The 24,441-nt window shown below is 42.6% G+C and carries 22 protein-coding genes and 1 pseudogene; 1 reads left to right on the top strand and 22 read right to left on the bottom strand.

Annotation, left to right across the window (positions count from 1 at the left end; translation table 11 throughout):
• Positions 1–3: 3 nt before the first annotated feature.
• Complete coding sequence (locus QAI40_RS04115) at positions 4–861, bottom strand: 3-hydroxybutyryl-CoA dehydrogenase (RefSeq protein WP_299979902.1); 858 nt, start codon at positions 859–861, stop codon at positions 4–6.
• Positions 862–1,082: 221 nt separating this feature from the next.
• Between QAI40_RS04115 and QAI40_RS04110 the strand changes: the two genes are divergently transcribed.
• Positions 1,083–2,624 (top strand): sigma-54-dependent Fis family transcriptional regulator, encoded by a 1,542-nt coding sequence (locus QAI40_RS04110; RefSeq protein ID WP_299979905.1) that lies wholly within the window; start codon positions 1,083–1,085, stop codon positions 2,622–2,624.
• Positions 2,625–2,984: 360 nt separating this feature from the next.
• Here QAI40_RS04110 and QAI40_RS04105 read toward each other — a convergent pair.
• From QAI40_RS04105 to QAI40_RS04005, 21 genes and pseudogenes are all read right to left on the bottom strand, one after another.
• Positions 2,985–3,107: pseudogene (locus tag QAI40_RS04105) on the bottom strand (cob(I)yrinic acid a,c-diamide adenosyltransferase); the annotation flags it as partial.
• Between the two features lie 228 nt (positions 3,108–3,335).
• Positions 3,336–3,551 (bottom strand): biotin/lipoyl-containing protein, encoded by a 216-nt coding sequence (locus QAI40_RS04100; RefSeq protein WP_299979908.1) that lies wholly within the window; start codon positions 3,549–3,551, stop codon positions 3,336–3,338.
• Between the two features lie 194 nt (positions 3,552–3,745).
• A complete protein-coding gene (locus QAI40_RS04095) occupies positions 3,746–4,867 on the bottom strand; it encodes a sodium ion-translocating decarboxylase subunit beta (RefSeq protein ID WP_299979910.1) in 1,122 nt (373 codons plus the stop codon).
• Between the two features lie 129 nt (positions 4,868–4,996).
• Positions 4,997–5,131, bottom strand: coding sequence for a hypothetical protein (locus QAI40_RS04090; RefSeq protein ID WP_299979912.1), 135 nt, complete (start codon positions 5,129–5,131; stop codon positions 4,997–4,999).
• Positions 5,132–5,247: 116 nt separating this feature from the next.
• The gene (meaB, locus tag QAI40_RS04085; RefSeq protein ID WP_299979914.1) at positions 5,248–6,195 is read right to left on the bottom strand and encodes a methylmalonyl Co-A mutase-associated GTPase MeaB; all 948 of its coding nucleotides are present in this window, start codon (positions 6,193–6,195) and stop codon (positions 5,248–5,250) included.
• A gap of 21 nt (positions 6,196–6,216) precedes the next feature.
• Positions 6,217–7,974 carry a methylmalonyl-CoA mutase family protein gene (locus QAI40_RS04080; protein ID WP_299979916.1) on the bottom strand — a complete coding sequence of 586 codons (1,758 nt, stop codon included), beginning with the start codon at positions 7,972–7,974 and terminating at the stop codon, positions 6,217–6,219.
• A 75-nt stretch (positions 7,975–8,049) separates the two neighbouring features.
• Positions 8,050–9,615 (bottom strand): AMP-binding protein, encoded by a 1,566-nt coding sequence (locus QAI40_RS04075; RefSeq protein WP_299979919.1) that lies wholly within the window; start codon positions 9,613–9,615, stop codon positions 8,050–8,052.
• A gap of 100 nt (positions 9,616–9,715) precedes the next feature.
• Positions 9,716–11,020, bottom strand: coding sequence for a TRAP transporter large permease (locus QAI40_RS04070; protein ID WP_299979922.1), 1,305 nt, complete (start codon positions 11,018–11,020; stop codon positions 9,716–9,718).
• A complete protein-coding gene (locus QAI40_RS04065) occupies positions 11,010–11,558 on the bottom strand; it encodes a TRAP transporter small permease (RefSeq protein ID WP_299979925.1) in 549 nt (182 codons plus the stop codon). The genes QAI40_RS04070 and QAI40_RS04065 overlap by 11 nt, the downstream gene beginning before the upstream one ends.
• Positions 11,559–11,712: 154 nt before the next feature.
• Positions 11,713–12,810, bottom strand: a complete 1,098-nt coding sequence (locus tag QAI40_RS04060; protein WP_299979928.1) for a TRAP transporter substrate-binding protein — start codon at positions 12,808–12,810, stop codon at positions 11,713–11,715.
• A 295-nt stretch (positions 12,811–13,105) separates the two neighbouring features.
• The gene (locus QAI40_RS04055; protein ID WP_299979931.1) at positions 13,106–14,446 is read right to left on the bottom strand and encodes an MmgE/PrpD family protein; all 1,341 of its coding nucleotides are present in this window, start codon (positions 14,444–14,446) and stop codon (positions 13,106–13,108) included.
• 4 nt (positions 14,447–14,450) lie between these two features.
• Complete coding sequence (locus tag QAI40_RS04050; RefSeq protein ID WP_299979934.1) at positions 14,451–15,686, bottom strand: MFS transporter; 1,236 nt, start codon at positions 15,684–15,686, stop codon at positions 14,451–14,453.
• A gap of 32 nt (positions 15,687–15,718) precedes the next feature.
• Entirely contained in the window at positions 15,719–16,117 is a 399-nt protein-coding gene (locus QAI40_RS04045) for a cobalamin B12-binding domain-containing protein (RefSeq protein ID WP_299979936.1), read from the bottom strand.
• 134 nt (positions 16,118–16,251) lie between these two features.
• Entirely contained in the window at positions 16,252–17,817 is a 1,566-nt protein-coding gene (locus QAI40_RS04040) for an acyl-CoA carboxylase subunit beta (protein WP_299979939.1), read from the bottom strand.
• Between the two features lie 27 nt (positions 17,818–17,844).
• On the bottom strand, positions 17,845–18,657 hold the full coding sequence (locus QAI40_RS04035; RefSeq protein WP_299979943.1) for an enoyl-CoA hydratase/isomerase family protein: 813 nt from the start codon (positions 18,655–18,657) through the stop codon (positions 17,845–17,847).
• Between the two features lie 97 nt (positions 18,658–18,754).
• Entirely contained in the window at positions 18,755–19,219 is a 465-nt protein-coding gene (locus tag QAI40_RS04030; RefSeq protein WP_299979946.1) for a hypothetical protein, read from the bottom strand.
• A gap of 2 nt (positions 19,220–19,221) precedes the next feature.
• Positions 19,222–20,007: an enoyl-CoA hydratase/isomerase family protein gene (locus QAI40_RS04025; RefSeq protein WP_299979949.1), complete on the bottom strand. Its 786-nt coding sequence runs from the start codon at positions 20,005–20,007 to the stop codon at positions 19,222–19,224.
• Positions 20,007–20,798, bottom strand: a complete 792-nt coding sequence (locus QAI40_RS04020; RefSeq protein ID WP_299979952.1) for an enoyl-CoA hydratase/isomerase family protein — start codon at positions 20,796–20,798, stop codon at positions 20,007–20,009. Before QAI40_RS04020 ends, QAI40_RS04025 begins: the two co-directional genes overlap by 1 nt.
• Positions 20,799–20,865: 67 nt before the next feature.
• A complete protein-coding gene (locus tag QAI40_RS04015) occupies positions 20,866–21,825 on the bottom strand; it encodes an NAD(P)H-dependent flavin oxidoreductase (protein ID WP_299979955.1) in 960 nt (319 codons plus the stop codon).
• A gap of 50 nt (positions 21,826–21,875) precedes the next feature.
• Positions 21,876–22,391, bottom strand: coding sequence for a universal stress protein (locus QAI40_RS04010; protein WP_299979957.1), 516 nt, complete (start codon positions 22,389–22,391; stop codon positions 21,876–21,878).
• Between the two features lie 100 nt (positions 22,392–22,491).
• On the bottom strand, positions 22,492–24,417 hold the full coding sequence (locus tag QAI40_RS04005; protein ID WP_299979959.1) for a TRAP transporter large permease subunit: 1,926 nt from the start codon (positions 24,415–24,417) through the stop codon (positions 22,492–22,494).
• Between the last annotated feature and the right edge of the window lie 24 nt (positions 24,418–24,441).

Here is a 24,441-nt window from a genome sequence, read left to right as displayed (position 1 = left end):
TATTTATTTTGTATAATCGTAAAATCCTTTGCCGCTTTTCCTGCCAAGATAACCGGCCCTGACCATTTTCCTTAGCAAGGGAGCAGGGCGGTATTTATCCTCCCCCAGCTCTTTGTGGAATCCCTCCATGACAAAAAGAATGGTGTCCAGGCCCACCATGTCTGCCAATGCAAGGGGACCTATGGGATGGTTGGCCCCAAGGGTCATCCCGTCATCGATATCTTTGGCATCAGCAATGCCTTCGGAAAGAACAAAAATAGCCTCGTTGAGCATGGGGCAGAGAATACGGTTTACTGCAAACCCAGGGGCTTCTTTTACTTCAATGGAGCTTTTTTTTATTTTTTCAACAAATGCTTTGGCAATGCCCATGGTTTCCTCTGTGGTGGAAAATCCCTTAATCAATTCAACCAGCTTCATGACAGGAACCGGGTTGAAAAAATGCATACCGATAACTTGTCCGGGCCTTTGTGTAACACTTGCAATTTCCGTGATGGAAAGACCCGAAGTGTTGGATGCAAAGATCGTTTCTTTTTTGCAGATGGTATCAAGATCTTTATATACCTGCTTTTTGATTTCCATGACTTCAATAATGGCTTCAATTAGCATATCTGCATCCTGGGCGGCTTCTTTTAAGTCAATGGTACCTTTAATACGGCCCATGATTTTATCTGCTTCATTTTTTTCCATTTTTCCTTTCGAAACCGCACGGGCCAGATTGCTTTTGACGGAAGCCATTCCATTTTCCACAAGATGAGCTTCCATGTCCCGAATACTAACATTAAAGCCAGCCACAGCTGCTGTTTGAGCAATCCCGGCACCCATAATTCCTGCGCCTAAAACACATATCTTTTTAATTTCCATTGATATTTTCTCCTCAATAGGTTTTTATCTTTTCTGTTAGATAGAGAGCACAAATCATACCATTGCGGAAATTCCTTTAAAAACAGGTATTTATACGGCGATTAAAATATTTCTGTCCTATAGCAAAGAAAACCCTGTCCTATTTTCCTGTTTTATAATAAACTGGAAGATAGGGTAGAAAATGATTTTTGACCCATATTAAAATATTATTTAGGGAAATTATGTCATTTGATGAAAAAGATTTTTTCAGGGAAGCCACACTGAAAATCTGCGGGAGCCTTGATATTGAAAGAGCGCTACAACAGTGCCTTTTATATGTTTGCGAATTTATTCCGGTCGGTCATATGGGATTTCATGTATATCACCGTGATACCGGTGTGGTTGAAACCGTTGCCCTTGCGACTCCTGAACATAGTGAGGCCACTTCAATGAAAACCCAATTATCTGCGAAAGGGCGCAAACAAGTTCAAGAGCAACGGTCGCGCCGGGTTCGGATAGTTGATCGACTCGGGGATGATCCGGTGACCAGCTCTTTTGCTCAAAAACTTAATGCATCTGATTTGTCTGCTGTTGTTATGGACTTGGTTCTAGAAAAAAAAATGCTGGGTGTTTTCAGTATTTTTAATAATGGGGAACAAAATTTTACGTCTGATCATGTCCGTCTTTTAAGCCTTTTGACTAAACCTTGTGCCATCGCTCTGACCAACAGCGTCAGATACCGGGAACTCAAGAATCTAAAGGATTTGCTTACCGACGACAACAGGTATTTTCAGGATGAACTATGCAGAATTACAGGAGAAGACGTGATTGGTGCTGATCTGGGATTAAAGAGTGTGATGGAAATGGTCCGCCAGGTCGCTCCCTTGGAGAGTCCTGTACTGCTTCTTGGTGAAACAGGCACCGGCAAAGAGGTGATCGCCAATGCCATTCATAATTTATCCCTGCGCAGAGACGGTCCTTTTATCCGGGTGAACTGCGGGGCAATCCCTACCACACTTCTGGACAGTGAATTGTTTGGATATGAAAAAGGTGCGTTTACAGGGGCTGTTTCACAAAAACGGGGGCGCATCGAACGTGCCCATGGGGGAACCCTTTTTCTGGATGAAATAGGAGAACTTACACCTGAAGCCCAGATAAGACTTTTGCGCGTTCTTCAAGAAAAAGAGATTGACCGGGTCGGTGGAACCCAGACCATCCGGGTCAATATCAGGGTCATTGCAGCCACACACAGAAACCTTGAAAAAATGATGGAAACAAATAGATTCCGGGCTGACCTCTTTTTCAGACTCAGAGTTTTTCCTGTTACCATCCCGCCTTTACGTGAACATACAGTGGATATCCCTGCTCTCGTACACCATTTTATTAAAAAAAAATCAAAAGAAATGAAACGCCTAATTGTTCCTGCCCCTACCCCGTCTGCCATTGATCGGCTTATGGCGTATCATTGGCCGGGTAATATACGGGAACTTGAGAATGCAGTGGAACGTTCCCTTATCCTTGATCAGGGCGATCTTCTTGAATTCAAGGAAATTGGAATGCATCAACCTGTAGAAACAAAAACTGATAATATCTCGGCTGATGAACTCCCAGTTGAATCACTTGAACTCAATGCGGCGATGTCCCGCCATATAAGATGTGTTCTCGATCTCTGCAATGGCCGTGTAGAAGGTGAAAAAGGAGCAGCAAAAGTACTCAATATTCATCCTTCCACCCTCCGAAAACGAATGAAAAAGCTTAAAATTCCTTTTGGGAAGACCGCTTAGGAGGCTTCATCCTTCGAAGGCTTTAACCGATTGCCAAAAGACCCACTCTCATCTTTAATATACAAATTTACATCAGGCAAAAAGCTCGCTTATAATATTGCCGGTATCTATTTCAAAAAGGGAAAAAAATACTTATTCCAGCAGCTACAAATGATAATTGGATTGATTGTGACAATGCTGGACAAGAAATTAAGAAGTTGATAAATTTATTTACAAGTGAGAACTATTAAAACGCTCTTCTATTAAAACCCGCTTTTTATCAAATCCGAGATTAGCCCTTTGTTACTCCTTTTCTTTATTTTGTAATCCATTGACCCTTGCAACGAATCAGCAAAGTGGGTCCATTCACTATTTTTTTCTTCATTTTTCGATTTCAACTCGTGCTGTCACGCCTTGCTGATAATAATGTTTAATTTTCTTCATTTCTGTAACCAGATCTGCTTTTTCAGTCGCTTCCCGCCCAGTGATGATCAACTCAACATTCTGGGGTTGATTTAGAGCTTAACACATTGTTCGTTTTTTGGGGACCACCGTACACAGGTTCTTTAGCACGAAAACCTGTAACTCATTTATTTATTTAAGATGCGCTCAATGAGTTCTGTAAAATCCAAGCTTCCATCTTTTCTTCTGGCCTTTCGGACACAACGACCCTTTCCAGTTCCGTTGTGAACGGATCATGGTCAGGGTTCATTCATCAGAAAACAAATCGAATTATTCAACGATCAGAAGAACATCGTCCTCTTCAACGTCGTCACCCTCGTTTACATTAATCCTGACAACGCTACCATCACAGGGGATATAGATAGGTGTTTTCATTTTCATGGCTTCAATGACCATAGCCTCGTCATCTTCCTTCACACTGCCACCAACCTTTACGTTAACCTGAACAATTTTTCCGGCCATGGGGGCCAACAACTCTTCACTCATGGAATTCTCCTTTAATTAATAACTCAAATATGGGATGGTGGCATCCATGTCAGCATCCACCCGGTTTGTCTAATGATAATCAAGGCACTCTCTCCAGTCCATTCTACATCTTTTTTCTTAGTATGGTTTTGCTTCCTCTACCTTGCTTCTCACCAGAAATCTATAAATTTTTTCCGGTACTGGTCGAGCGACATCTACTGCAACAGTGTTAAAAAGATACCGGCAGCAATGACAGTACCAATGACACCTGCCACATTGGGGCCCATGGCATACATGAGAAGGTAATTCTTTTTGTCGGCTTCCTGTCCCACCTTGTGAACCACACGAGCAGCCATGGGAACCGCAGAAACGCCGGCAGCGCCAAGCAGAGGGTTAATCTTGTTTTTTCTGAACAGGTTCATCACCTTAGCAATGCACACCCCCACAGCTGTGCTTAGAATAAAGGCACACAGCCCCAGCACAAAGACAAAAATCACCTTCCATTGAAGGAAATTCTCCGCATTCATGGTGGCACCGACAGGCAGCCCCAGGAAAATAGTGGCAATATTAAGCAGTTCCTCCTGGGATGTTTTTGTCAACCGCTCCACCACATTAGACTCCCGGAACAGGTTACCGACCATGAACATGGAAATCAGTGGTGCAGAGGCTGGAACAATGAGGACTATAACAAAGGTGGCAATAATGGGGAAAAGTAATTTTTCCAATCTTTTGACTTTGCGCCCTTTTTTCATGCGGATTCTTCTTTCTTTTTCACTGGTGAGTGCCTTCATCACCGGAGGCTGAATAATGGGAACCAGAGCCATGTAGGAGTAAGCGGCCACTGCACAGATACCCAGCATATGGGGAGCAAGTTTGGATGCCAGAAAAATGGTAGTGGGTCCGTCAGCCCCGCCAATAATACCAATGGTGGCCGATTCCATTAAATCAAACCCAAGGAGGCTGTTGGCAATAAAAAAGGTCAGGTACACTCCGCCTTGGGCGGCAGCACCAAGAAAAATCAGGGATGGCATGGCGAGCAGGGGCCCAAAATCGGTGAGAGCCCCCAGCCCTAGAAAAATCAGAGGAGGTATCACCTCCCACTGAATGCCGTATTCATAAAATTTCCATAAAAGCCCCTCTCCGGGTTCCATGAGCCCTGCCAGGGGAAGATTGGCAAGGATAATACCAAAACCGATGGGCAGCAGAAGCAGGGGTTCATACTGTTTGGAAATGGCCAGGTAGATCAGCACCAGACCAACGGCCCACATAAATACCATCCCGGGAGTCAGATTCCAGAAACCGGTGGTCGCAGAAAGAGACTGTATTGCGTCAAACATGTCAATAATCCTTTAACATAAATAATGTATAGTTATACATTTGGTTTAATATTTCATCTAAAATCTGCATTGCGCTTAATATCCATCGTTTTGCCCTTCAGGCGATATGACATTTTCAGTTTTCAGGTTCTATTTTTTATCGGAACCCGATGCTTCCAGTTTGTCTACAATCAGAGAGGTGATCTTCAAGGATAAATAGAGCAGGGTCATTCCGGCCATAACTCCTGCGATACCTGAAATAAAAATCGTCGATGCATTTGTCATAAATTGCTCTCCATCTTTTTTGACAGCTGAAAATCCATTGTCTGCTCCTGTTTAATTTTATCAATTTATTATTAAAGTGCGTTGAAAAATAATCGCTGTTTTATGACCAAATAAATTCAAACCTGTATTAGCGGAACAACCATTTCTTCTACAATGGAATAAGGGTCAATTTCCTGAGCCAATATCTTTTTGAGGGCATTATCTAATTTCCCATTTTTTACCCAATTTCGGTGCAGTACCCGGGAAACTTCCCTTTCCATAAGTCCCAGAATTTCTTCTCTGATACGCTCTTTCTGCCTTATCGGATCAGCTTTTTGGAATTTAATGGATTTCAAAAGAGTTTCTATTAACGCTTGTACCCCTTCACCCGTAACCGCAGTTGTCTTCATTACTGGAATTGTCGGAGAATCATTAAACGAACTGAGAGCCAGCATCCCCTGAATATCACCCACTGCTCTGTCAACTCCTTCCTTATCTGCTTTGTTGACAACAAAGATATCCGCAATCTCCATAATTCCGGCTTTAATTGCCTGAATGCCATCCCCCATACCAGGTACGCAGACTACCATTACCAAATCAGCCGCTCTAACAATCTCCACCTCAGCCTGCCCGACTCCCACTGTTTCCACCAGAATAATGTCTTTGCCAGAGGCATCCATAATTTTGATTACATCTCGGGCAGCAAGACTCAACCCACCAAGAGCACCTCTGGTTGCCATTGACCGGACAAAAACCCCTTCAAGAAGACTGGTTTTTTTCATTCGGAGCCGGTCTCCAAGCAATGCTCCACCTGAAAAAGGACTGGAAGGATCCACTGCAATAACTCCAACACTTAACCCTTTATCAACCAGATCAGCGATCATACGGTCAGTCAAGGTACTCTTGCCAGCCCCTGGAGAACCGGTAATCCCCACCACCCGGGCTTTACCCGTCAGCGGATAAATCTTTCTCATTACATCCATCCACCCATCTCTCCGATTTTCAACCAGAGAGATCAGCCTTGCCAAGGCACGAACAGACCCACTTTCCATTTCTCCAATCAATTTTGTCAACTCTTTGGTCATAGGATTTTTCCCTGTCATAGATTAAATTGTTGAGGGTTCGGCCTCTCCTAAAACATCCCTGAAAACATCACAGATCTCTTGAAGAGTAGCATAAGTTTTTACGCATTTAATTACAACAGGCATAAGATTATCTTCTGATTTTTTTGCTGCTGCCGTCAATTCTTTAAGGGCTTCAGAGACAGCTTTGTTGTCCCGTTCATTTTTTAACTTTGATAGACTTTCTTTCTGGCGATTTTCAGCGGTGTTCATCAATTCCGAAGAATAGACATCAGGAACGCTTCGTTCGGTCATCACATTAATCTCGTTGGCACCATTAAAGCAATTTACGCCAACGACAAATTGTTCCTGAGTTTCAATTTTTTTCTGCCTGGCATAAGCACTTTTGGCTATTTCCCGTTGTATATAGCCGTTTTCAATTGCGGCAACCGCACCACCCATTTTTTCAATTTTTTCAAATTCCTCCATAGCGGAGGCCTCAATTCTGTCCGTAAGAGACTCCATAAAATAAGATCCCGCCCAGGGATCGGTGACCTCTCCAAGCCTGGCTTCGTAAATTAAAATACGTGTTGCATCATGGCCCAACTGCTGAGCCTCCAGGCTGTGTCCTAAACCCAGTGGTTCATCATACGGAGGCATAGCAGCAAAGGGGACACCACCGGACATTCCTCCTGCGACACCTCCGACAATTGTTCTGCACAAATTATTCAAAGGGCGTTGAAGCGTTGTGCTGGAACATCCAATATGAGCTGTCATAATTTGACGGATCATCATACTCTTTGAATTTTTTGCTCCAAAGCGTTCTTTTAACATTGTGGCCCACATCCTCCTGGCAGCTCGCTGGAATGCGATCTCCTCATACATTTCCATACTTCCGCCAAAAGCATTAAAGGTAAATTTCGGGGCAAACTCGTCAATATCCAATCCGGCATCAATACCAGACTGCAGATAAGCTGCTCCAATTGCCATGCTAAAAGCGAGATCCTGCTCCCTGCTGGCGCCTGCCTCACGCATATGATAACCGCCGATACTGGTAACATTCATTTTAGGAATATGTTTTGTGCAAAAAGCCAGCGTATCCCGAAACAGTCTGAGAGAAGGACGAGGAGGGAAAATATATGTCCCCCTGCTTACATACTCCTTAAGAATATCATTCTGGGGGGTGCCCCGCAGTTTATCCAAGGAAACACCTCTTTTTTCAGCAAGAGCTGCAAACATGGCAATAATTACAATCGCCGGAGCATTAATGGTAAAATTTGAAGCAACCTTATCCATCTCCAGCTCCCCGGTATAGGCTTCATACACGGTTTCAAAATCCTGAAAGCTGTCTATGGCAACCCCGACCCTGCCAACTTCACCTATAGCTCTGGGGTTATCAGAATCATAACCACATTGTGTGGGCAGATCAAAGGCGAAATTAGGACCTCCCCTGCGTCCCAGTTCATGCATTCTGAGAAGGTAGTCCCGGTAATCCTCAGACGTTCCAAACCCCGCATATTTTCCGGCACCGCTTGAAGATGCTCCACCCCATTCAAAATTAAAACTGGCCTTTGCCTCGGATTCGGCCAGAGCCTGCCATCTTGGAACAGGATCATTCCCTGCTGTATAGGGGTATTGCCCGGGAAACCCGATTTTTTCCAAAAAATCGAATTCTTTTACATCCAATGGAGTATAAAATTTTGTTGGGCACTTATTTAAGTTATATTTCTTAAGCCGTGCTTCGACAGTTTCTTTCTGCCATTCATCTTTTGCCCTACCAATTTTGTTCAAATCTTTCTTCATATTTAAATTACCCTTTACCTTTCCCGTAATACATTTTTTTTGTTCTATAGAAATTTTTATGGCCTGGTCCTAATTTCAGGCATTCAGACGAACGCCATATTTTTTTTTCAAATCCGCCTTTTTGACTTTTCCACTTGCTGTCATGGGGAGCTGATCGACAAATTCCAGATAGCGCGGGTATTTGTACTTGGCCACCTTTCCCTTTAAAAATTCAGTGGCCTCCTCCCTTGTGAGTGTTTCACCTGCTCTGAGTACAATAAAGGCCTTGCCTGTTTCGCCCCACCTCTCATCAGGAACCCCAATGATAGCAATATTGAGGATCTTGGGGTAATTGAGAAGCACTTTTTCAACCTCGGCGGGATAAATATTTTCTCCGCCGCTCCTGTACATATCCTTTGCCCTGTCTACAATGTAAAAAAAACCGTCCTCATCCATATAGCCAAGGTCGCCCGTGTGGAGTACTCCGTCCACAATTGTTTTGGCCGTCATATCTGGCATATTCCAATAACCACTCATCACAGGGAGACCTCTTGCTACTATTTCACCTATTTCACCCGGTGCGGCCTTTTTGCCATCCTTGTGTGCTATCCATACGTCGGTAAAAAAACCCGGTTTTCCAATAGAACCTTTCTTCTTTTCAACATATTCTTTGGGCATAATCATCATTACAGAATTTTCAGTCTGGCCGTAGCCCATCTGCATATGAAGCCCTCTCGAGCTCAGCTCATCGAAAAGACTCAGAGGAGTCTTCTCTCCGCCTCCGACAACAACCCTTACACCCGTCGTATCCACGCTGTCCAGCCGTTTGGTTTCCAATATCATTTTCCACATGGCAGTCATGCAAAAGATTATCGTGGGTTTATATTTTCCAATGTCAATAGTAAATTGTTCAGGTTCAAAACTTTGCCTTACGATCATTGTTGCCCCGCAACAGAGAACCGGTGTTGCCAAGAAAAAAAGCCCTGCCGAATGAAACAGCGGCGATTGTGCAAGAAATCTGTCATCAACACTCATGTCAGTGTAAAGGATGATTTGAAAATTTTTGAAATAAGTTTGTTGATGGGAGAGAACAGCACCCTTGGGCGCTCCAGTTACCCCGGATGTATACATGATACACAGGGGATCATCAAAATATATCGGTTCCCGGGGTATCGGTTCTGCCATGGAGCAGCTTTCCACAATTTTTTTGTAATCAGTCGCCCATTCAGGACACCCGGCACAGTTAGGAAGGCCACTTTTCAGGTATAAAAACTTATCCTCATCCACCTTGGTATTTGAGCGCACAGATTCAATATTTTCAATAAGTGTATCATGAAACACCAACAGGCGCGATTCACAATTGTTGAGCTGGTATTCCAATTCCGGCCCGATCAAACGAAAATTAAGAGGAACGAAAATAATACCTAATTTAGCTGCGGCAAAATAAACCTCAAGGAATTCCGGGCAGTTAAAAAGCAAAACCGAAATCCGGTCACCCTTTTTTAAACCCTTTTCCTGGAGATAATGGGCAACGCGGTTTGCTCCATCGTTGAGCGCTTTGTAAGTTATTGTTCTACCTTCATAGATAATTGCCGTCTTATCCGGTGAAAGCATTGCTCTTTTTTTTGTTATGCTACCAATATTCCATTGTCGAGCAGACATCTATTTTCCCCTATATTTAACATTGTAAGCCATTTAAAGATGTTGATTTTATGAGCAAAAGACTATTCATCAAACCTCAAACGTATTGCAGGATCTTCTGTTATCCCATCATTCTGGGTAGCCACAGGGCAAGGTCTTTAAAAATTATAAATAGTGCCAGGCAAAGCATCTCAACAATGACAAAAGGCAAAGATCCTCGAATAATATCTTTCATTGCTATATCATTGGCAATGCTCTTGATTGCATAAAGGTTTAACCCCACAGGAGGCGTGATTACGGCCATCTCAAGATTCAATATCAGGATTACTCCCCACCACAACGGATCATAACCTGCTGAGATTATTGTTGGCAGTACAATAGGGGTGGTGACTATAACTGCTGTTCCACCGTCCACAAACATACCAAGAATCAGAAGCATACAACACAACATAATAATAATCCCCCATCCAGGCAATCCGCTTGCAATGGCAAATTCAGACAGCTTGTCCGGGAGTCTCAGCATGGTTAGGAGCACGCTGAATAAGACCCCGCAAGAAAAGATAAGCATTATCGACGCTGTTGTTCGAGTCGTAAAATTAAAAATAAGCCGAAATTTTTCCCACGTGAGACTACGATAAATAAAAACGGATATAAAAATGGCGCCCATCGAACCAATGGCTCCGGCCTCTGTAGGAGTGCAAACACCAAGATAAATGGTTCCCAGCACTAAAAATATGAGAATCAATGCAGGCCATAACCTCTTTAGGGAAGAAAACTTATCTTTCCAGGTTACGTTTTCTTTTATCATAGGGGCCATGAGCGGATTCCTTTTTACTGCTATCCATTCATAACCGCACATCATTAAAGCCAGAATAATGCCGGGCACTATACCACCGATAAACAGTTTGCCGACCGATACATCAGCTATGGCACCGTATAGGATAAACAACAGACTCGGCGGAATGAGCATGGCTAAGGCACCCGCAGCGGCGACTGTGCCTGCAGCGAATCCGGGATCGTAATTCATTTTTTTCATTTCCGGGATAGCGAATGATCCGATAGCCGCGGCAGCAGCCAGGCTTACACCACACATGGCACCAAAAACAGCGCAAGAAATCGTGCTTGCCATTGCCAGCCCCCCCCTGACTCCCGAAAACCATTTGTTTCCGGATTTATATAGATCCGCACCTATCCCTGAAAAAAAGAGAACTTGACCCATCAGCAGGAAAAGCGGCACAGAAAGCAGAATAAAGTTGTCAAGATGTGAGAAAATTATTGAAGGCAAACGGTAGACTGCACTCAGCCCCCCTAACAGGAAAATGCCAAGAATGCTTGCTGTTCCCAGAGCTACAAAGATAGGGCTACCTGCGAGCAATAGACCAAACAAAATCACTATGCATATTATGAGAACTAAGTTAGGCTCCATGATTCATATTCTCCTTTTGTTTATTCTTCTGGCCTGACAGAAAAGAGAAATATCCCGCAATTTTGACCAGGAACTGCAGGCTGATTATAATTCCCCCCACAGGTATGGTCATATAGGGTATCCACAACGGCATGGATAACAATGTGGAAGACTCAAGGTTGAATTGATATTGAAAAAATGTATACCTGGTAGCATACCAGGCAAGAACAACACAAAACAAAAGACCTACAAAAGAGGTCACGATTTTAAGCCAGATCTGCGTATTCGGAGAAATATATTCAAATACCAAATCAAAAGTAATATGGCGATCTTCTTTCAGTACACCACCCACTGAAATCCAGATTATGAAGATAAAAAGGTAACAGCCTATTTCCTCTGTCCATATGGGTGGATTATTAAAAAAATATCTCATGACCACAGTATAGGAAACCATAAGTAACAATATCAATACGGCGATTTCTCCCAGCAGATGCCCGAATTGGCAAACCTGGTTAATTGCCTTGCCCATGTTTCGTCCGATACTTACAACAGCCTTCATTGATACCTCCTTACAAGCCAACGGCATTACCTTAATGTTATTATGCAAAGCGAATAAGGCCTTTTTTGCATATCCTTTTTTTGATGGACTGTAGACGTCTCCATTAAATTTCCCGATCCCGTGATAGCGGGATCGGGAAATTTGTGAAAACCGCTTACTCAGGAAGGATTAAATCGAGCTTTCCCCAGCTCGGTATTCCCACGTCTTGACTGTCACGCACAGCCCTTAAGGCCTTTTGGGCCGTCTCCTTGCCAACTTTTTTGGTCCACCATTCTACTACCGGTTCCATTGCTTTTTTAAATCGTTTGTACTCATTCTCTGAGTAATATATCTGATTAATGCCATTCTTTTTTTCAAGGCTGGATCTCAACCCCATAAAACCTCCAAGGACTTCAGACGTACTCATGTCATGTCCACATATTTCGGCCGCATTCATTACAACTTTTTGCTGGTCCTTGGATAGACTGTCAAACTTCTTTTTGTTCATGAAAATTGTCCATTCCATATCAAAACAGCTAAAATTTATCTGGTGCTTGGTAACTTCATAGAGCTTACGAGCTTTAAAGGTTATATCAAGTCCCTGGGCAGCATCCACAACGCCTCTTTGAAGTGAAGTATAAACCTCACCCGAGGGCATGGAAATAGGGACTGCACCGATTGTCTGCATGGCTTTAGAATACACCGCCCCGGATACCCTGACCTTCAGGCCTTTCCAGTCTTCCAGTTTTAATAGGGGCTTAGAGCTGATAAATTCCTGAGGCCCCACAGGAGACTGGGAAAGAAGCACAAGTCCACGTTGAGCATATTCATCAGCCAGGAAATTAAAATATGGACTTCCTCTTCTGGTGCCATCTCTATGGACGTAAAAACTCTCCCAGGCAAAGGGCAAAGACGAAACACCGAGGGCAGGTATGCTGCCTTCGACATAGGGTGCTACCAAGCCTCCGATATCGAGCGAACCCGTCATACAACTGGGCAAAAGTTCCTTGGCTTTATAGACAGTACCGGAATGAAAAAATTCAGCGCTTAGGTTACACTTTTTACCATGAAGATTGATATAATCTACCATCCTTTTATTCGCATAGAATCCATCTTTATAAGATGGAGTTAAATAGGTTGACATCTTTAAGATTACCGGCTTGTTCTCGGATGCGGCTGCCACATCCGTTAACTTCAAACCGATAAATGCAAAGGTCACAATCGTTATTAGCAAGCACAAAAACATTGTTTTTTTGTTAATGAAATTCTCCATTTTGTTTCTCTCCTTTTTTTAGTAAAAAATTCTATCCTATATGGTCAAGTTTTAGAGTACTACCCCTACTGGCAACCAAAAGCAATCTTTGTGCCGGTTCTCCCGATTATATTTAATTGCATATAACCATTTGTATTTACAGTGTTTAATAGAAGATCAATAATACAAAAAAAGATAAAATTTAAAAAACATGATACATCATTATTATGTGTATCTCGTAAAGGGTTTATATCATTGAGAACTTAAATGTACATTAATTTTACATGTAATATTAATGTACATTTAAAATTTGGCTTTAAAGGTCTTCAATAAAGGGCTTTAAATTATCAATTTTCTCTAAAGTGAACACCTTCTCCAATATTTCTTCAGTTTTTTTATCTCCAAGAACAGGCTTGCTCAAATCAATGAATTTATCTTTTATTTTCGATCTCTTTACCCCAAGGTCAGGTATATCTTTTATAATATCCGTAATCATGGAATAAATTTCCCCCAAATCTGTCTCGATTTCGACCCTGGCCCCCAGAGCAGCCATGTCTTTGTCTAACTTAATTGATATTTTTTCCATGAATGTCCGGACTGCCGGATCCATCACCACTTCATCTGTAAATGCCTGCATACCTGTATTTTCTTTTAAAAGAGCGTTGGCTACACAATAAATAACACTGAATTTTCCTTCCAGGCCGGTTTTGGGTTCTGCATTGCCCACTATGCCCAGAGACAGCTCTGAGGTGTGGATTCTAATGGATTTTATTTTATCAATTGATATTCTCTCCCGCCGGACAAGGCTTCTTGCTGCTTCAATGGCGGAATGAGTGGCATGACACGATGCATGATATTTTTGAGCCAGATTTTTAATATTCCATGTTTCCCCCAAGTTTTTAACAATATCTTCTTTTACCTCTCCATTAAGAACATGGAAAAACCCCTTGGGGCCTTCCAGAATGTTATGGGCAGAAGTAAAACCGTCAGCAGCCAGCAGGGCTGCCATAAGCCCGGCCTGGGATGCCCGGCCGGCATGGAAGGGTTTGCACATGGTGCCAAAGGATATTTTAAGGCCGCATGCCTGGGTTCCGGCGATGCCAAAAGCGTAAAACGTCTGATCTCCAGTTAACCCCAGCAACCGGGAGCAGACAGCAGCAGAAGCGAAATGTCCTATGGTGGATGTGGCGTGCCATCCATGCATGTAATGATCCATGCCGGCACAAGTACCAATGACAGAAGCTGCTTCCATACCGATAATATATGCTGTCAGAAAATCAATACCGCTTTTTTCTTTCCATTCTGATAGAGCCAGCAATGACGGAATCATGGTGACCGTTGGATGACCGACATAAGTCATCAATGTGTCGTCGTAATCCAGAGCATGGGATGCAGCCCCGTTTATCAAAGCCGCCTGACTGAGGCTTTTTTTTATTCTCCGACCAATAAGAGTCCCATGCTTATTTCCTCCCATTAAATCGGCATATCTGATCAGTTTTTCTACCAGAGGATCGTCCTTGCCTGCAAGCGTGACCCCCAGCCAGTCTAGAAAAGCGATTTTAGCATGTTCATAAATTTCAGGGGGAATATCTTTAGTGTTTGTTTCTGTAATAAATCGTATTATTCTACGGCTGAAATCCATTTGTTCTTGTTTCATAATTTTAATCTCCTGTAACATTGTTGACTGCTTCATTAATTGGCAACAAAAAGCAGAGAATTAAAGAAAAAATACAAAAAAACGCCATTGCTCTCCAGGCATAAAAATATCCAAAGTGATCTATTATACTTCCAAAGGCAATAGGCCCGGACGCAAGACCAAACCATGCAATAGTAGAGGCCAGGCCCACTGAAGTGCCTGTTCTTGATTCTGTACTGATCTCGGTTACCAGCACCAACGCAACGCTGTTCCATCCGGCGGTTGAAAGCCCTAACCCCATGAGCACGGGTATCAACAGCCATTTGGGCCATGTAACGTCCCACACGGCCAATGCGGTTATAGTAAGGACAGCCAGTGTGGATATAATAATTAGAACCGGTTTGCGACGGGCGCCATACAGGCGGTCACTAATAAAACCCCATAGTATCCGACCCACAGCACCGCTGATCATTACAAGGGTCAAAAGGGAGCCGGCTTCCAAAAGTGAATATCCCAATTTTTCAGTAGCATAAAGGATGAGAAAACTGATAACCACACCCTGAGCCAGGCCAAGCAATGCCATGATAAGAGACAGATAGAAAAAGGGCTTATTGGCAAAAAGCTCACCAAATTCGGAAAGAAATTTTCCCCTTTTAAGAGCAGTTGTATTATTGGAAATATTTTCAGGGTGAATTGGATCATGATAATAAATTAATGATAAAATGGTCATTACGGAAATAGCCAGACCAATGATGCCAAGAGCATTAAAGGGACCCACTTTATCGGCAAGATAAACCAGAAGTATGCCGGAGACCGCTGCGCCAACTGTCACGGCAGATTGCTTTATTCCAAATACAAGCCCCCTTATATTCTGGTCAAACCATAAGAACAATCCCTTGGAACAGACAGGGTTGCCAATGCCATAGCCCAATCCACTTATTGCCGCCAATATAATAAAAATTGGGAAAATGGGTTTAAAAATACTAAGAAGCAGTAGGGGAACACTTGTAATCCCCAGCCACCCGATAAGGCCTTTTTTTACTCCGTAAAGATCAACCAACATACCTGAAGGTAACGCTGACAAAGCTGCAGCAAAATAAAAAATGGAGCCGATGCTGCCTATCTGGGTACTATTCAATGACATAAGTTTTTTTAAAAAAGGAGCAAGGGCTCCCCAGCCATATCCTGCGATGGAAAGAACGAGCTGAGATGAAACAAATATCAGAAGAACAATCCAGCGATAGTGAATTTTATTTTTCAATTTTATTTTTATTCCTTGAATGGCCTCTGAGTTCAAGAAGTCACAGAATGAATGAACTCAGCGATTGACTGGATGGAACTTCCCGAAGTGAAAACCTCAGAGACACCCATCTCTTTCAATTTTGGAATATCATCATCTGAAACAACTCCGCCAACCATAACAATAATATCTTCTCCACCCTGAGCCTTGAGATTCTCGATGACAGCTCTGCTTAAACTAAGATGGGCACCGGAAAGGATGGAGAGCCCTACCACATTGACATCCTCCTGTATAGCTGCAGTTGCAACCTCCATAGGTGTCTGCCGTAATCCGGTGTAGACAACCTCAAAACCGGCATCTCTCAGCCCATAAGCAACAACCCATGCACCACGTTCATGCCCGTCAAGCCCGGGTTTGGCAACCAGTACTCTGATTTTTCCTTCTTCGTTCATTAAAATTCTCCATGTATTTAAATAAATTTTTTTCCATAGCTAACACCCTTGTAGTCGCCTCTCTATCCATTATCTGACTGAAAATTCCTTATTCACGGGGTTATAATTTGTCCTCCCATCTGAAACACAAACCATCACAGGGGAATGTTTCCATGGTGTTTAGTGTGCCTGACCGGCCTTTTTTTGGAAGAAAGAAAATTTAATCCTTTAATTAAAATCTTTCTGGTTTCTTTAGGTTCGATAACATCATCAATCCCCCAGTTTGCTGACACTTCACGCATGGGATTTGAATATTTCTCGGTGAATTCAGATAGCTTTTTTGTTCTAACCGCTTCAGGATTATTTGATTCTCGGATTTCCTTGCCAAAGTAAAGCTCTACCGAGGCGTTCGGTCCCAATACACCCACTTCAACAGTTGGCCAGTAATAAACAAGATCTGTCCCCATACCGGAGACGACTCCCATACCCAGATTCCCGCCACCATAAGATTTTCTCAGAACAACGGCTATCCGCGGAACGTTTGCTTCACAAAGAGCATACAGAACTTTGGCGCCGTGTCTGATGATTCCAAAGCGTTCCTGAGGTGCACCAGGCATATATGCAGGTGTATCAACAAGCAGAATTATAGGGATATTGAAACAATCACAAAATCTCATAAATCTTGCCTGTTTATCCGAGCTGTTGCTTGTCAGGCTCCCGGCAAGCACCATGGGCTGGTTGGCAACAATTCCAATTGTTTCATTATTAAGACGGGCAAATCCAACAATTATTTCTGTAGCAAATTCAGGTTTTATTTCAAAAAAGCTGCCTCCATCAATAATTTTGTTAATAATCTTGTGCATGTCATAGGGCCTGTTGGATTGTGGGGGAATGGTATCCAGTATATCATCCATTAATCTTTCAGAATCATCCGTCATGGCTTTTTGGGGCGGTTTTTCATTCATATTAGGAGGAAGATAGCTCAAAAGTTCTTTTATGCCGTCCAGACATTCTTTTTCATTTTTAAATCTTTTATCTGCTACGCCGCTGATTTTGCAATGAATTTTCGCACCACCTAATTCTTCATGGCTGATATCACCGCCCATGACAGATTTAACCATGGCGGGACCTGTAATATACATATGGCTGGTTTTATCCACCATAAATATAAAATCAGTCAATGCAGGTGAATAAACAGAAATTCCTGCACAACTGCCAAGGATAGCCGATATCTGAGGGATAGCACCAGAAGCCTGCGTATTGGGATAAAAAATCGAACCTCCACTTTTCTCCATCATATCTCCAAGGGCGGTTTTACTCTCTTTTATCTTGGGAAGCCTTGCCCCTGGCGAATCATGAAGGCCGACAAGAGGAATGCCCATCTGTAGCGCCTGTTCTACTGTCTTGTACATTTTATAACCGTGAAGCGCGCCTATAGAGCCTCCTTTGACTGTTGGGTCCTGGGAATACACGCATACTTTTTTTCCATTTATAGTGCCGACACCGCTGACAAGACCATCGCCCGGTGCGCCGTCCATATGACACAACAACATATTAAACTCGGTAAAACTTTTGTCGTCCAGCAAATAGTCCAACCTTTCCCGCGCTGTCATTCTTCCTTTCTTATGCTGGATCTCAATTTTTCTTTCACCACCACCTTTTAATGCGGCAGCCTTTACTTCACGTAGTTGTCTGATTCTATCTTCGGTCTTTTTATCCATGAAGATGTCTCTCCTCAAAAATTTAAATTATTTTCCTTCAAATAATGGCGCTCTTTTTTCTCGAAAGGCAGTAATTCCTTCAATATGATCTTTTGACGCAAGTGTAATTGATTCACAGACAGCAGCGTCATCCAGAGCAGCATTTAAATCACTTCCCATTCCCCTGTATACTTGTGACTTCATCAATCTTATTGCGACAGGCGGACCATTGACAATTTTTGTAGCCATTTCAAGAGTAATTTCTTCAAGTTTTTCCGGTGATGCCAATTTGTTAATCATTCCGATTTCTTTTGCTTCCTGTGCTTTCAACATATCTCCTGTAAAAAGCATCTCAAATGCTTTTGTCACTCCCATGCATCTCGGATAAAGCCAGGCTGCTCCAAAACCCGGGAAAAGGCCAAGCTTTACGAATCCGCACATAAATTTTGCCTTTTCACTTGCTGTTTTCAGGTCACACGATAGGGCCAGATCAAATCCAGCGCCCACACATACACCATTTATCATGGCAATGGTCGGTTTTTCCATCTGTTGAATCCCGAGAATAATTTTTTTTGATGCTTTAAAGAGAAATGAGCGTCTTAATGTCTCAACCCCAAGTTCCGCAAGATCTTTTACATCTCCACCACCCGGCATTATATCAAGATCAGCTCCGCCACAGAAAGCCTTACCTGCTCCTGTAAGCAGCAAAGCCCTCATTTCGTCATCTCCGGCCACATCCTCAATCGCTTCTCCAAGTTCTTCCATCATCTTCCTGTTGATCGCATTACTTTTTTCCGGTCTGTTCAAGGTCAATGTCGCTATATGTTTTTTTTTAACCAGCATAATCGTTTCAAAGTCCATATTTTTGTCCCCAAATGTTTAATTTTTTTAAGAATTACTAGCTTCGTGTACAAATTGTCCTGTAGCATTTTTTTATATCATCAATTGCAAGTTGTCGTTAATCTCCAGGTTTTTTTATTAATCGCTTGATCACAAATTCACAATATTCATCATTATCTGAAAGGGTTTTAATTATCTTCATTTCTAAATCATTTTCCGTAGCTGTCTCAAAAAGGCCGCGATCTATCCCCATACATGCCCAGCAGAGCTTCTTTCCCTTTCCATTAAGACCGATCGCACAGTGGTATCCTCTCAGATGAAACTTATTTTCGGTTAACTCAAGCACGTCTACCTTAGCTCCTCGTTTGTGACCACCGTCAACAAAACTATTTGCAACTGTTATTAAATTGGTATCAGGCAATTTCTTTTTCATCTTTTTTCCAACAGCACATCCGAGTTTGTACCAGACGTCTTCAATTTCCAAGAGTGCTTCTTTACCATATTTGTTGAACATTTTCTGACTTAAAAGGGAGAGTGCTTCCCTGGGTGTTTTAACTTGAAAATTATCATTATCAACTGGCATAATTACCTCCCTGAAAAAACCGGTTTGCGCTTTTCAATTTTAGCATTTATCCCTTCCCTAGCATCTTCGCTCTGATTTATTTCATCTGCAAACCGCTTAAGTTCGTCTTCCAACGACGGATCAAGTGGCGTTTCCTCAAAAAGTTTTTTTATTGTGAGTTTGGTAACTTTCACTGCCAGGGGGGCGGTATCTTCCGCCAATTCATTTGCAAGGAAACCTACCGCGGATTCAAGGTCATCCTCATGGACTAACTGATTAACCAGCCCGATTTCCAATGCACGCCTGGCATCTATCAGCCTCCCTGTCAACAAAATCTCCTTTGCTCCGGCCAGCCCGATCAGGCGTGTGAGCCGCCTGATAGCCGTGTAGTAATATGTTCTTCCCAGTTTGACCAAAGGAGCGCCAAAACTGGCGCCGTTGGCAGCAATCCTAAAATCCGATATTACCGAAATGTCCAGCCCTGCTCCTATGGCAGGACCGTAAATCATGCTGATCATCGGCTGAGAAAAATTAATCAGGCTGTTAAGACAATATTCCAGACCTTCAATCATCCGTTTGAAATTATTTTTTCCGCAGGAAAGGTCCACGCCGGCAGAAAAATTTTTATCCTCTGCTCCCCTTAAGACAAGTACCCTTATCTTATTTTCTCTTTCTATCTGATTTACGATATCACCCAGTTGGAAAAGAGCATCTGCATTTAAAGCATTTCTTTTTTCCGGGCGATTGAAGAAAATTGTACTTATCCTGCCATCATCTTTCCGGATAATTTCTTTCAACAAAGTTACCATTATTTGCCTTTAAAAACCGGTTCTCTTTTTTCCAGAAAGGCGTTAAACCCTTCCATAAAATCCTCACTTTTCAAGGTCATGCCTAATACATATGCCTCGTAATCAACAGCCTGGCTAAGATCCATCTTGTAAAAATTTTGAAGACCCCGTTTAATAAAGGCAATAGGAATTGGTGCATTTTTTACAATCCTTTCAGCCATTTTATATGTCTCTTCCATTAATTTATCATGGGGGATAACTTTATTTACCATTCCTATTTTAAAGGCCTCCCGGGCATCAATTATTTCTCCTGAAAAAAGTAATTCCGCAGCTTTGGCATATCCAACAAGGCGGGGTAAAAAATAAATGCCGCCCCAATCGGGGAATGCACCTCTGCGAGTAAAAACCTGTCCAAACTTTGCCTTTTCACTGGCAATTCTGATGTCGCAGGAGAGGGCGAGATTACAACCGCCACCGGCTGCAACACCATTTACTGCGGCAATTACCGGTTTTTCTCCCGCATTTATAGCAAGAACAGCCTTACACATGGTGAGTCTATCGGAAGTAGCAATATCAGCATCAGAAAGCGCCTTGCTGTTTCCGCTGACAAACTCGTTCACATCTCCACCCGCACAAAAGGCTTTCCCATTACCGGTAATAACAATTGCGCGAATATCGGGATCAGAACACGTTTCCTGTACCGCTTCCAGAATTTCTTCTCTCATTCCTCCTGCAAAAGCATTGTATCTTTCTGGCCTGTTAAGGGTAATGGTTCCAATTCCATCTTTTTTATCAAGTAAAACATATTCCATTTTCATCATGCCCCCTTGTAAATGTTCTAAATAACAATCATCGGTCGTGGATTATTTCACAACCATCCTATCTGCCCGAATCGTTTTTGTCTTGAAATACATCCCGCAATTGGGAAGACAATATCTGTGCTTTTTCCATCATTTCCGGCAGCAATTCTTTCACGCTTTTTATCTCCCTTATCAAGCCGGAAATCTGACCGCATGGCATTATTGCATTGTCGGCATCCACGCCTTCTTCAGCAACATATTTTTTGTCTCCCTGTGAGTCCAATTTCCTGTCTTCTTTTGATTTATCCGGCCCGCCAATACTTTCTGCAGCCTTATTCCTCAAAACACGCATGGGCATCGCTTTTTTACCAAGAAGTATAGTAGAATCGCTTCCTGCATCTAGGATAAGCTGTTTAAAAAAATCAGGTACCTGACATTCACGGGTGGATAAAATGACGGTTCCAATCTCAACACCCTCAGCACCCAGGGCAAAAGCTGCCAGCAGACCCCTTGCATCCGCCACACCACCAGCAGAGACTATCGGTATTTTCAAGGCATCCGACAATTGGGGAATAAGACAAAAATTGGTTACCCACTCTCTTCCTACATGGCCCCCAGCCTCAAATCCTGTAGCAATTATTCCATCTACGCCTGCAGCTTCAGCCTTTTTAGCCATTTTTACGGTAGCTGCTTTATGAAAAACTTTAAGACCTGCTTCTTTAATACGTCCGATCAACTTGGCCGGATCACCTGCACAGGTGGTAACAGCTTTAAGCCCTGTCTCAACAGCAATTTCAAGTGCATCATAAGCATTGGGTCGATATATAGGAATATTAACTCCAAAAGGTTTAGTTGTAAGCTCCTTGGCTTTTTTAAGTTCTGATCGCAACCTGTCGGTTGAAAGCCCTGAGGCAGCAATCTGGCCAAAGCCTCCGCTGTTGGAGAAGGCAGCAGCCACCTCTCCTAAAGTGATCAAACGCATCGGGCCCAGAATTAAAGGCAGGTCTATACCCAGTATCTCGGTTACACGATTTTTCATAATCTTTAGCCCTCACAATTTATTAAAAAATTTCAAAAGCATATTGCAGCTTATTTTTCATCCGGCATTGGCACCAGCAAAACAGGCTTTTTGCTTCGCCTGAGTACCCGCCTGGTATGATCGCCAACTATCGTATCGGCCAGCATGTTTCTTGAACGGTAAGCCATTATTATCATGTCACAGTCATTGGCCTGGTTAATAATTTCTTCGGCTACATCCCCTTTAGTAACGATAATTTCATCGGTTACAACCCCTTCATCACGGCCGACCACGGTATCCTGACTGAGAGCATCCAAAGCTTGTCTGATCATCATGCTTTCACTTTTTTTCCCAATGAGGGCAGAGCGTGCGTTCTGTTCATTTGCTTTGGCAAGCTCGTTCATTTTGTCTTCACCAAGAAACCCGGAAATAAGGGCTTCGGCGCCCTGTGGTATATTTTCCATTACGTGAAGGATCACAATGCTTGCTCCATAATGACCTGCGATACTTGCCGCATAATTAAAGGCGTATCGTGAATTACTGGAAAGGTCTGTTGTAAAGAGTATCTTATTGATGTTTGTTTTCACTTTGGCATCCTTCGATTTATTTTAGTGATTATTTTATTATCCATAGCATCATTTCGCTATTATTTTTATTGCTGACGTCTGTTCAGTTAAATATAAATAATTATAGACCTCCCAATCCCATAGTGCCCGGAAACCAAAGAACAAGCTGCGGAAAAAACCACAAGAGAAGAAGACCGACCAGAAGCAATGCCATGAAAGGGAGTACTCCTAAAATCACCTCGGACATTCGGGCATTTGCGATCCCCTGAATTACATAAACATTTAAACCAACAGGGGGAGTAATTAATGCCATTTCCATCAGCAGAACAATAAATACTCCAAACCATACTCCATTAAAACCCATATGTATAATTAAAGGGTGAACAATCGGCATGGTAATCAAAAGAATAGATACTACTTCGAGAAACATGCCCAGGATCACGAAAATTAAACACAGCAGCCCCATGATTACCCAGACAGGAAAATCAAGAGCTCCCACAAGGGCAACCGCGCGTTGCGGCACCTGCAAGAAAGTAGTAATCATACCTAACTGAAGGGCTCCAACAACAATCATCAGAATCATTGTAGAAGTACGAGTACTTTTAGCCATCATTCTCTTAAGCTCTTTAGGTTTGATTTTGCCGCGAAAAAGAGATACAGCCAGAGCATAAACAACTGCCAGGGCAGCAGCTTCTGTGGGTGTACAAACACCGGTATAAATTGTAACGATTATAATTACAGGTGTCATCAATCCCCAAAAAGAATCTTTAAAAACAACAAATCTTTCTTTCCATGAAAAAGGTTCTATTTTTTCATATCGTCCTGTATAGACACAAAAAATGACTGCAAACAATGCAAAAAGGATGGCCATAATAATCCCCGGAATTACACCTCCCATAAACAAAGCACCTGTAGATTCATCTGTTATAGAGCTATAAATAATCATAGCAGCACTGGGTGGAATAAGTATTCCCAGCGTACCTCCGGATGCTATTGTGCCATATACCAGTTTTGGATCATAGCTTCGTTTCAGCATTTCCGGAATGGCAACCATCCCTACCGTAGCGGCGGTTGCAACACTTGAACCCGAAATTGCGGCAAAAATAGCGCATGCGCCTATAGCAGCGACTGTCATGCCACCAGGTAAGTGTCCAAACCATTTAACACAAATATCAAACAATTCTTTACCAATGCCGCTTTCCATGAGGATTTGCCCGACCAATATATACAATGGAACCGCCAGCAGGATAAAGTTATCCAGGGACTTTAAGCCGATGGCAGCTGTCTGGGGAAGCCCTGATTGTGAGCCCAGAAGGATAAAAAGACCCAGAGTTCCGACAATTCCGAGGGATGTAAATACCGGCACTCCTGCAAAAAGCAGAATAATCATAATAAATACGAGTCCTATACCGGGACTGACCACGTAGCACCAAATTCCAAGAGCGGAAAGAATTAAATAACAAGGAAGAATAAGCCAGGGGTTATTGATAATGCCTGAACTATCTTTTGAATCTTCTTTAATCCGCGTTGACTGAATCCATTCTGATATTTTTACAATCAGCATTCGCAATGCCTGAAGGCTCAATAAAAATGTTCCGATCACTATACCAAGTTCAACCAAACACATTGGAGCCTGTAAAATTGTTGGAGCAGTTTCATTATGATGAAAAGCATCCATAGCCATCTGCCAGCTATATACGAACATGATGAGAGCATAAAGAGAACATAAAACATATGCTATAATCTCAAGGGGTATTTTTGTTCGGGGTCTCATTTTACCGACTAAAATATCCACATGAATATGCCCCCCCTGTTTCAGACCATAAGCAGAAGATAAAAAACCGAACCATACAAGTATGTAACCTGAAATATCATATGTCCAGATAGTAGGGGCTTTGAAAAAATGTCGCATGATTACTTCGTAAGTAATGATAACCGCAACGAAAAGCATGGCAAAGCCTGCGATAGCTCCTGCAGAGTCGGTTATCGAATCAATAGCATTCCCCACCTTTGCCCAGCCTGATTGTTTTTGTATGTTATCTGTCATAAAATTTACCCCATTTTTTTTATT

Origin of the sequence: Desulfobacula sp. (assembly GCF_030611305.1) — a bacterium.
In the GTDB taxonomy this organism is placed as follows: domain Bacteria; phylum Desulfobacterota; class Desulfobacteria; order Desulfobacterales; family Desulfobacteraceae; genus Desulfobacula.
The sequence above is the reverse complement of the archived record's forward strand: the minus strand, read 5'-3'. Positions and strand labels throughout refer to the sequence as shown.

Coding starts and splice junctions, on each gene's coding strand:
- QAI40_RS04115 (WP_299979902.1), bottom strand. CDS start 861: ATGGAAATTAAAAAGATATGTGTTTTAGGCGCAGGAATTATGGGTGCC.
- QAI40_RS04110 (WP_299979905.1), top strand. CDS start 1,083: ATGTCATTTGATGAAAAAGATTTTTTCAGGGAAGCCACACTGAAAATC.
- QAI40_RS04100 (WP_299979908.1), bottom strand. CDS start 3,551: ATGAGTGAAGAGTTGTTGGCCCCCATGGCCGGAAAAATTGTTCAGGTT.
- QAI40_RS04095 (WP_299979910.1), bottom strand. CDS start 4,867: ATGTTTGACGCAATACAGTCTCTTTCTGCGACCACCGGTTTCTGGAAT.
- QAI40_RS04090 (WP_299979912.1), bottom strand. CDS start 5,131: ATGACAAATGCATCGACGATTTTTATTTCAGGTATCGCAGGAGTTATG.
- meaB (WP_299979914.1), bottom strand. CDS start 6,195: ATGACCAAAGAGTTGACAAAATTGATTGGAGAAATGGAAAGTGGGTCT.
- QAI40_RS04080 (WP_299979916.1), bottom strand. CDS start 7,974: ATGAAGAAAGATTTGAACAAAATTGGTAGGGCAAAAGATGAATGGCAG.
- QAI40_RS04075 (WP_299979919.1), bottom strand. CDS start 9,615: ATGTCTGCTCGACAATGGAATATTGGTAGCATAACAAAAAAAAGAGCA.
- QAI40_RS04070 (WP_299979922.1), bottom strand. CDS start 11,020: ATGGAGCCTAACTTAGTTCTCATAATATGCATAGTGATTTTGTTTGGT.
- QAI40_RS04065 (WP_299979925.1), bottom strand. CDS start 11,558: ATGAAGGCTGTTGTAAGTATCGGACGAAACATGGGCAAGGCAATTAAC.
- QAI40_RS04060 (WP_299979928.1), bottom strand. CDS start 12,810: ATGGAGAATTTCATTAACAAAAAAACAATGTTTTTGTGCTTGCTAATA.
- QAI40_RS04055 (WP_299979931.1), bottom strand. CDS start 14,446: ATGAAACAAGAACAAATGGATTTCAGCCGTAGAATAATACGATTTATT.
- QAI40_RS04045 (WP_299979936.1), bottom strand. CDS start 16,117: ATGAACGAAGAAGGAAAAATCAGAGTACTGGTTGCCAAACCCGGGCTT.
- QAI40_RS04040 (WP_299979939.1), bottom strand. CDS start 17,817: ATGGATAAAAAGACCGAAGATAGAATCAGACAACTACGTGAAGTAAAG.
- QAI40_RS04035 (WP_299979943.1), bottom strand. CDS start 18,657: ATGGACTTTGAAACGATTATGCTGGTTAAAAAAAAACATATAGCGACA.
- QAI40_RS04030 (WP_299979946.1), bottom strand. CDS start 19,219: ATGCCAGTTGATAATGATAATTTTCAAGTTAAAACACCCAGGGAAGCA.
- QAI40_RS04025 (WP_299979949.1), bottom strand. CDS start 20,007: ATGGTAACTTTGTTGAAAGAAATTATCCGGAAAGATGATGGCAGGATA.
- QAI40_RS04020 (WP_299979952.1), bottom strand. CDS start 20,798: ATGGAATATGTTTTACTTGATAAAAAAGATGGAATTGGAACCATTACC.
- QAI40_RS04015 (WP_299979955.1), bottom strand. CDS start 21,825: ATGAAAAATCGTGTAACCGAGATACTGGGTATAGACCTGCCTTTAATT.
- QAI40_RS04005 (WP_299979959.1), bottom strand. CDS start 24,417: ATGACAGATAACATACAAAAACAATCAGGCTGGGCAAAGGTGGGGAAT.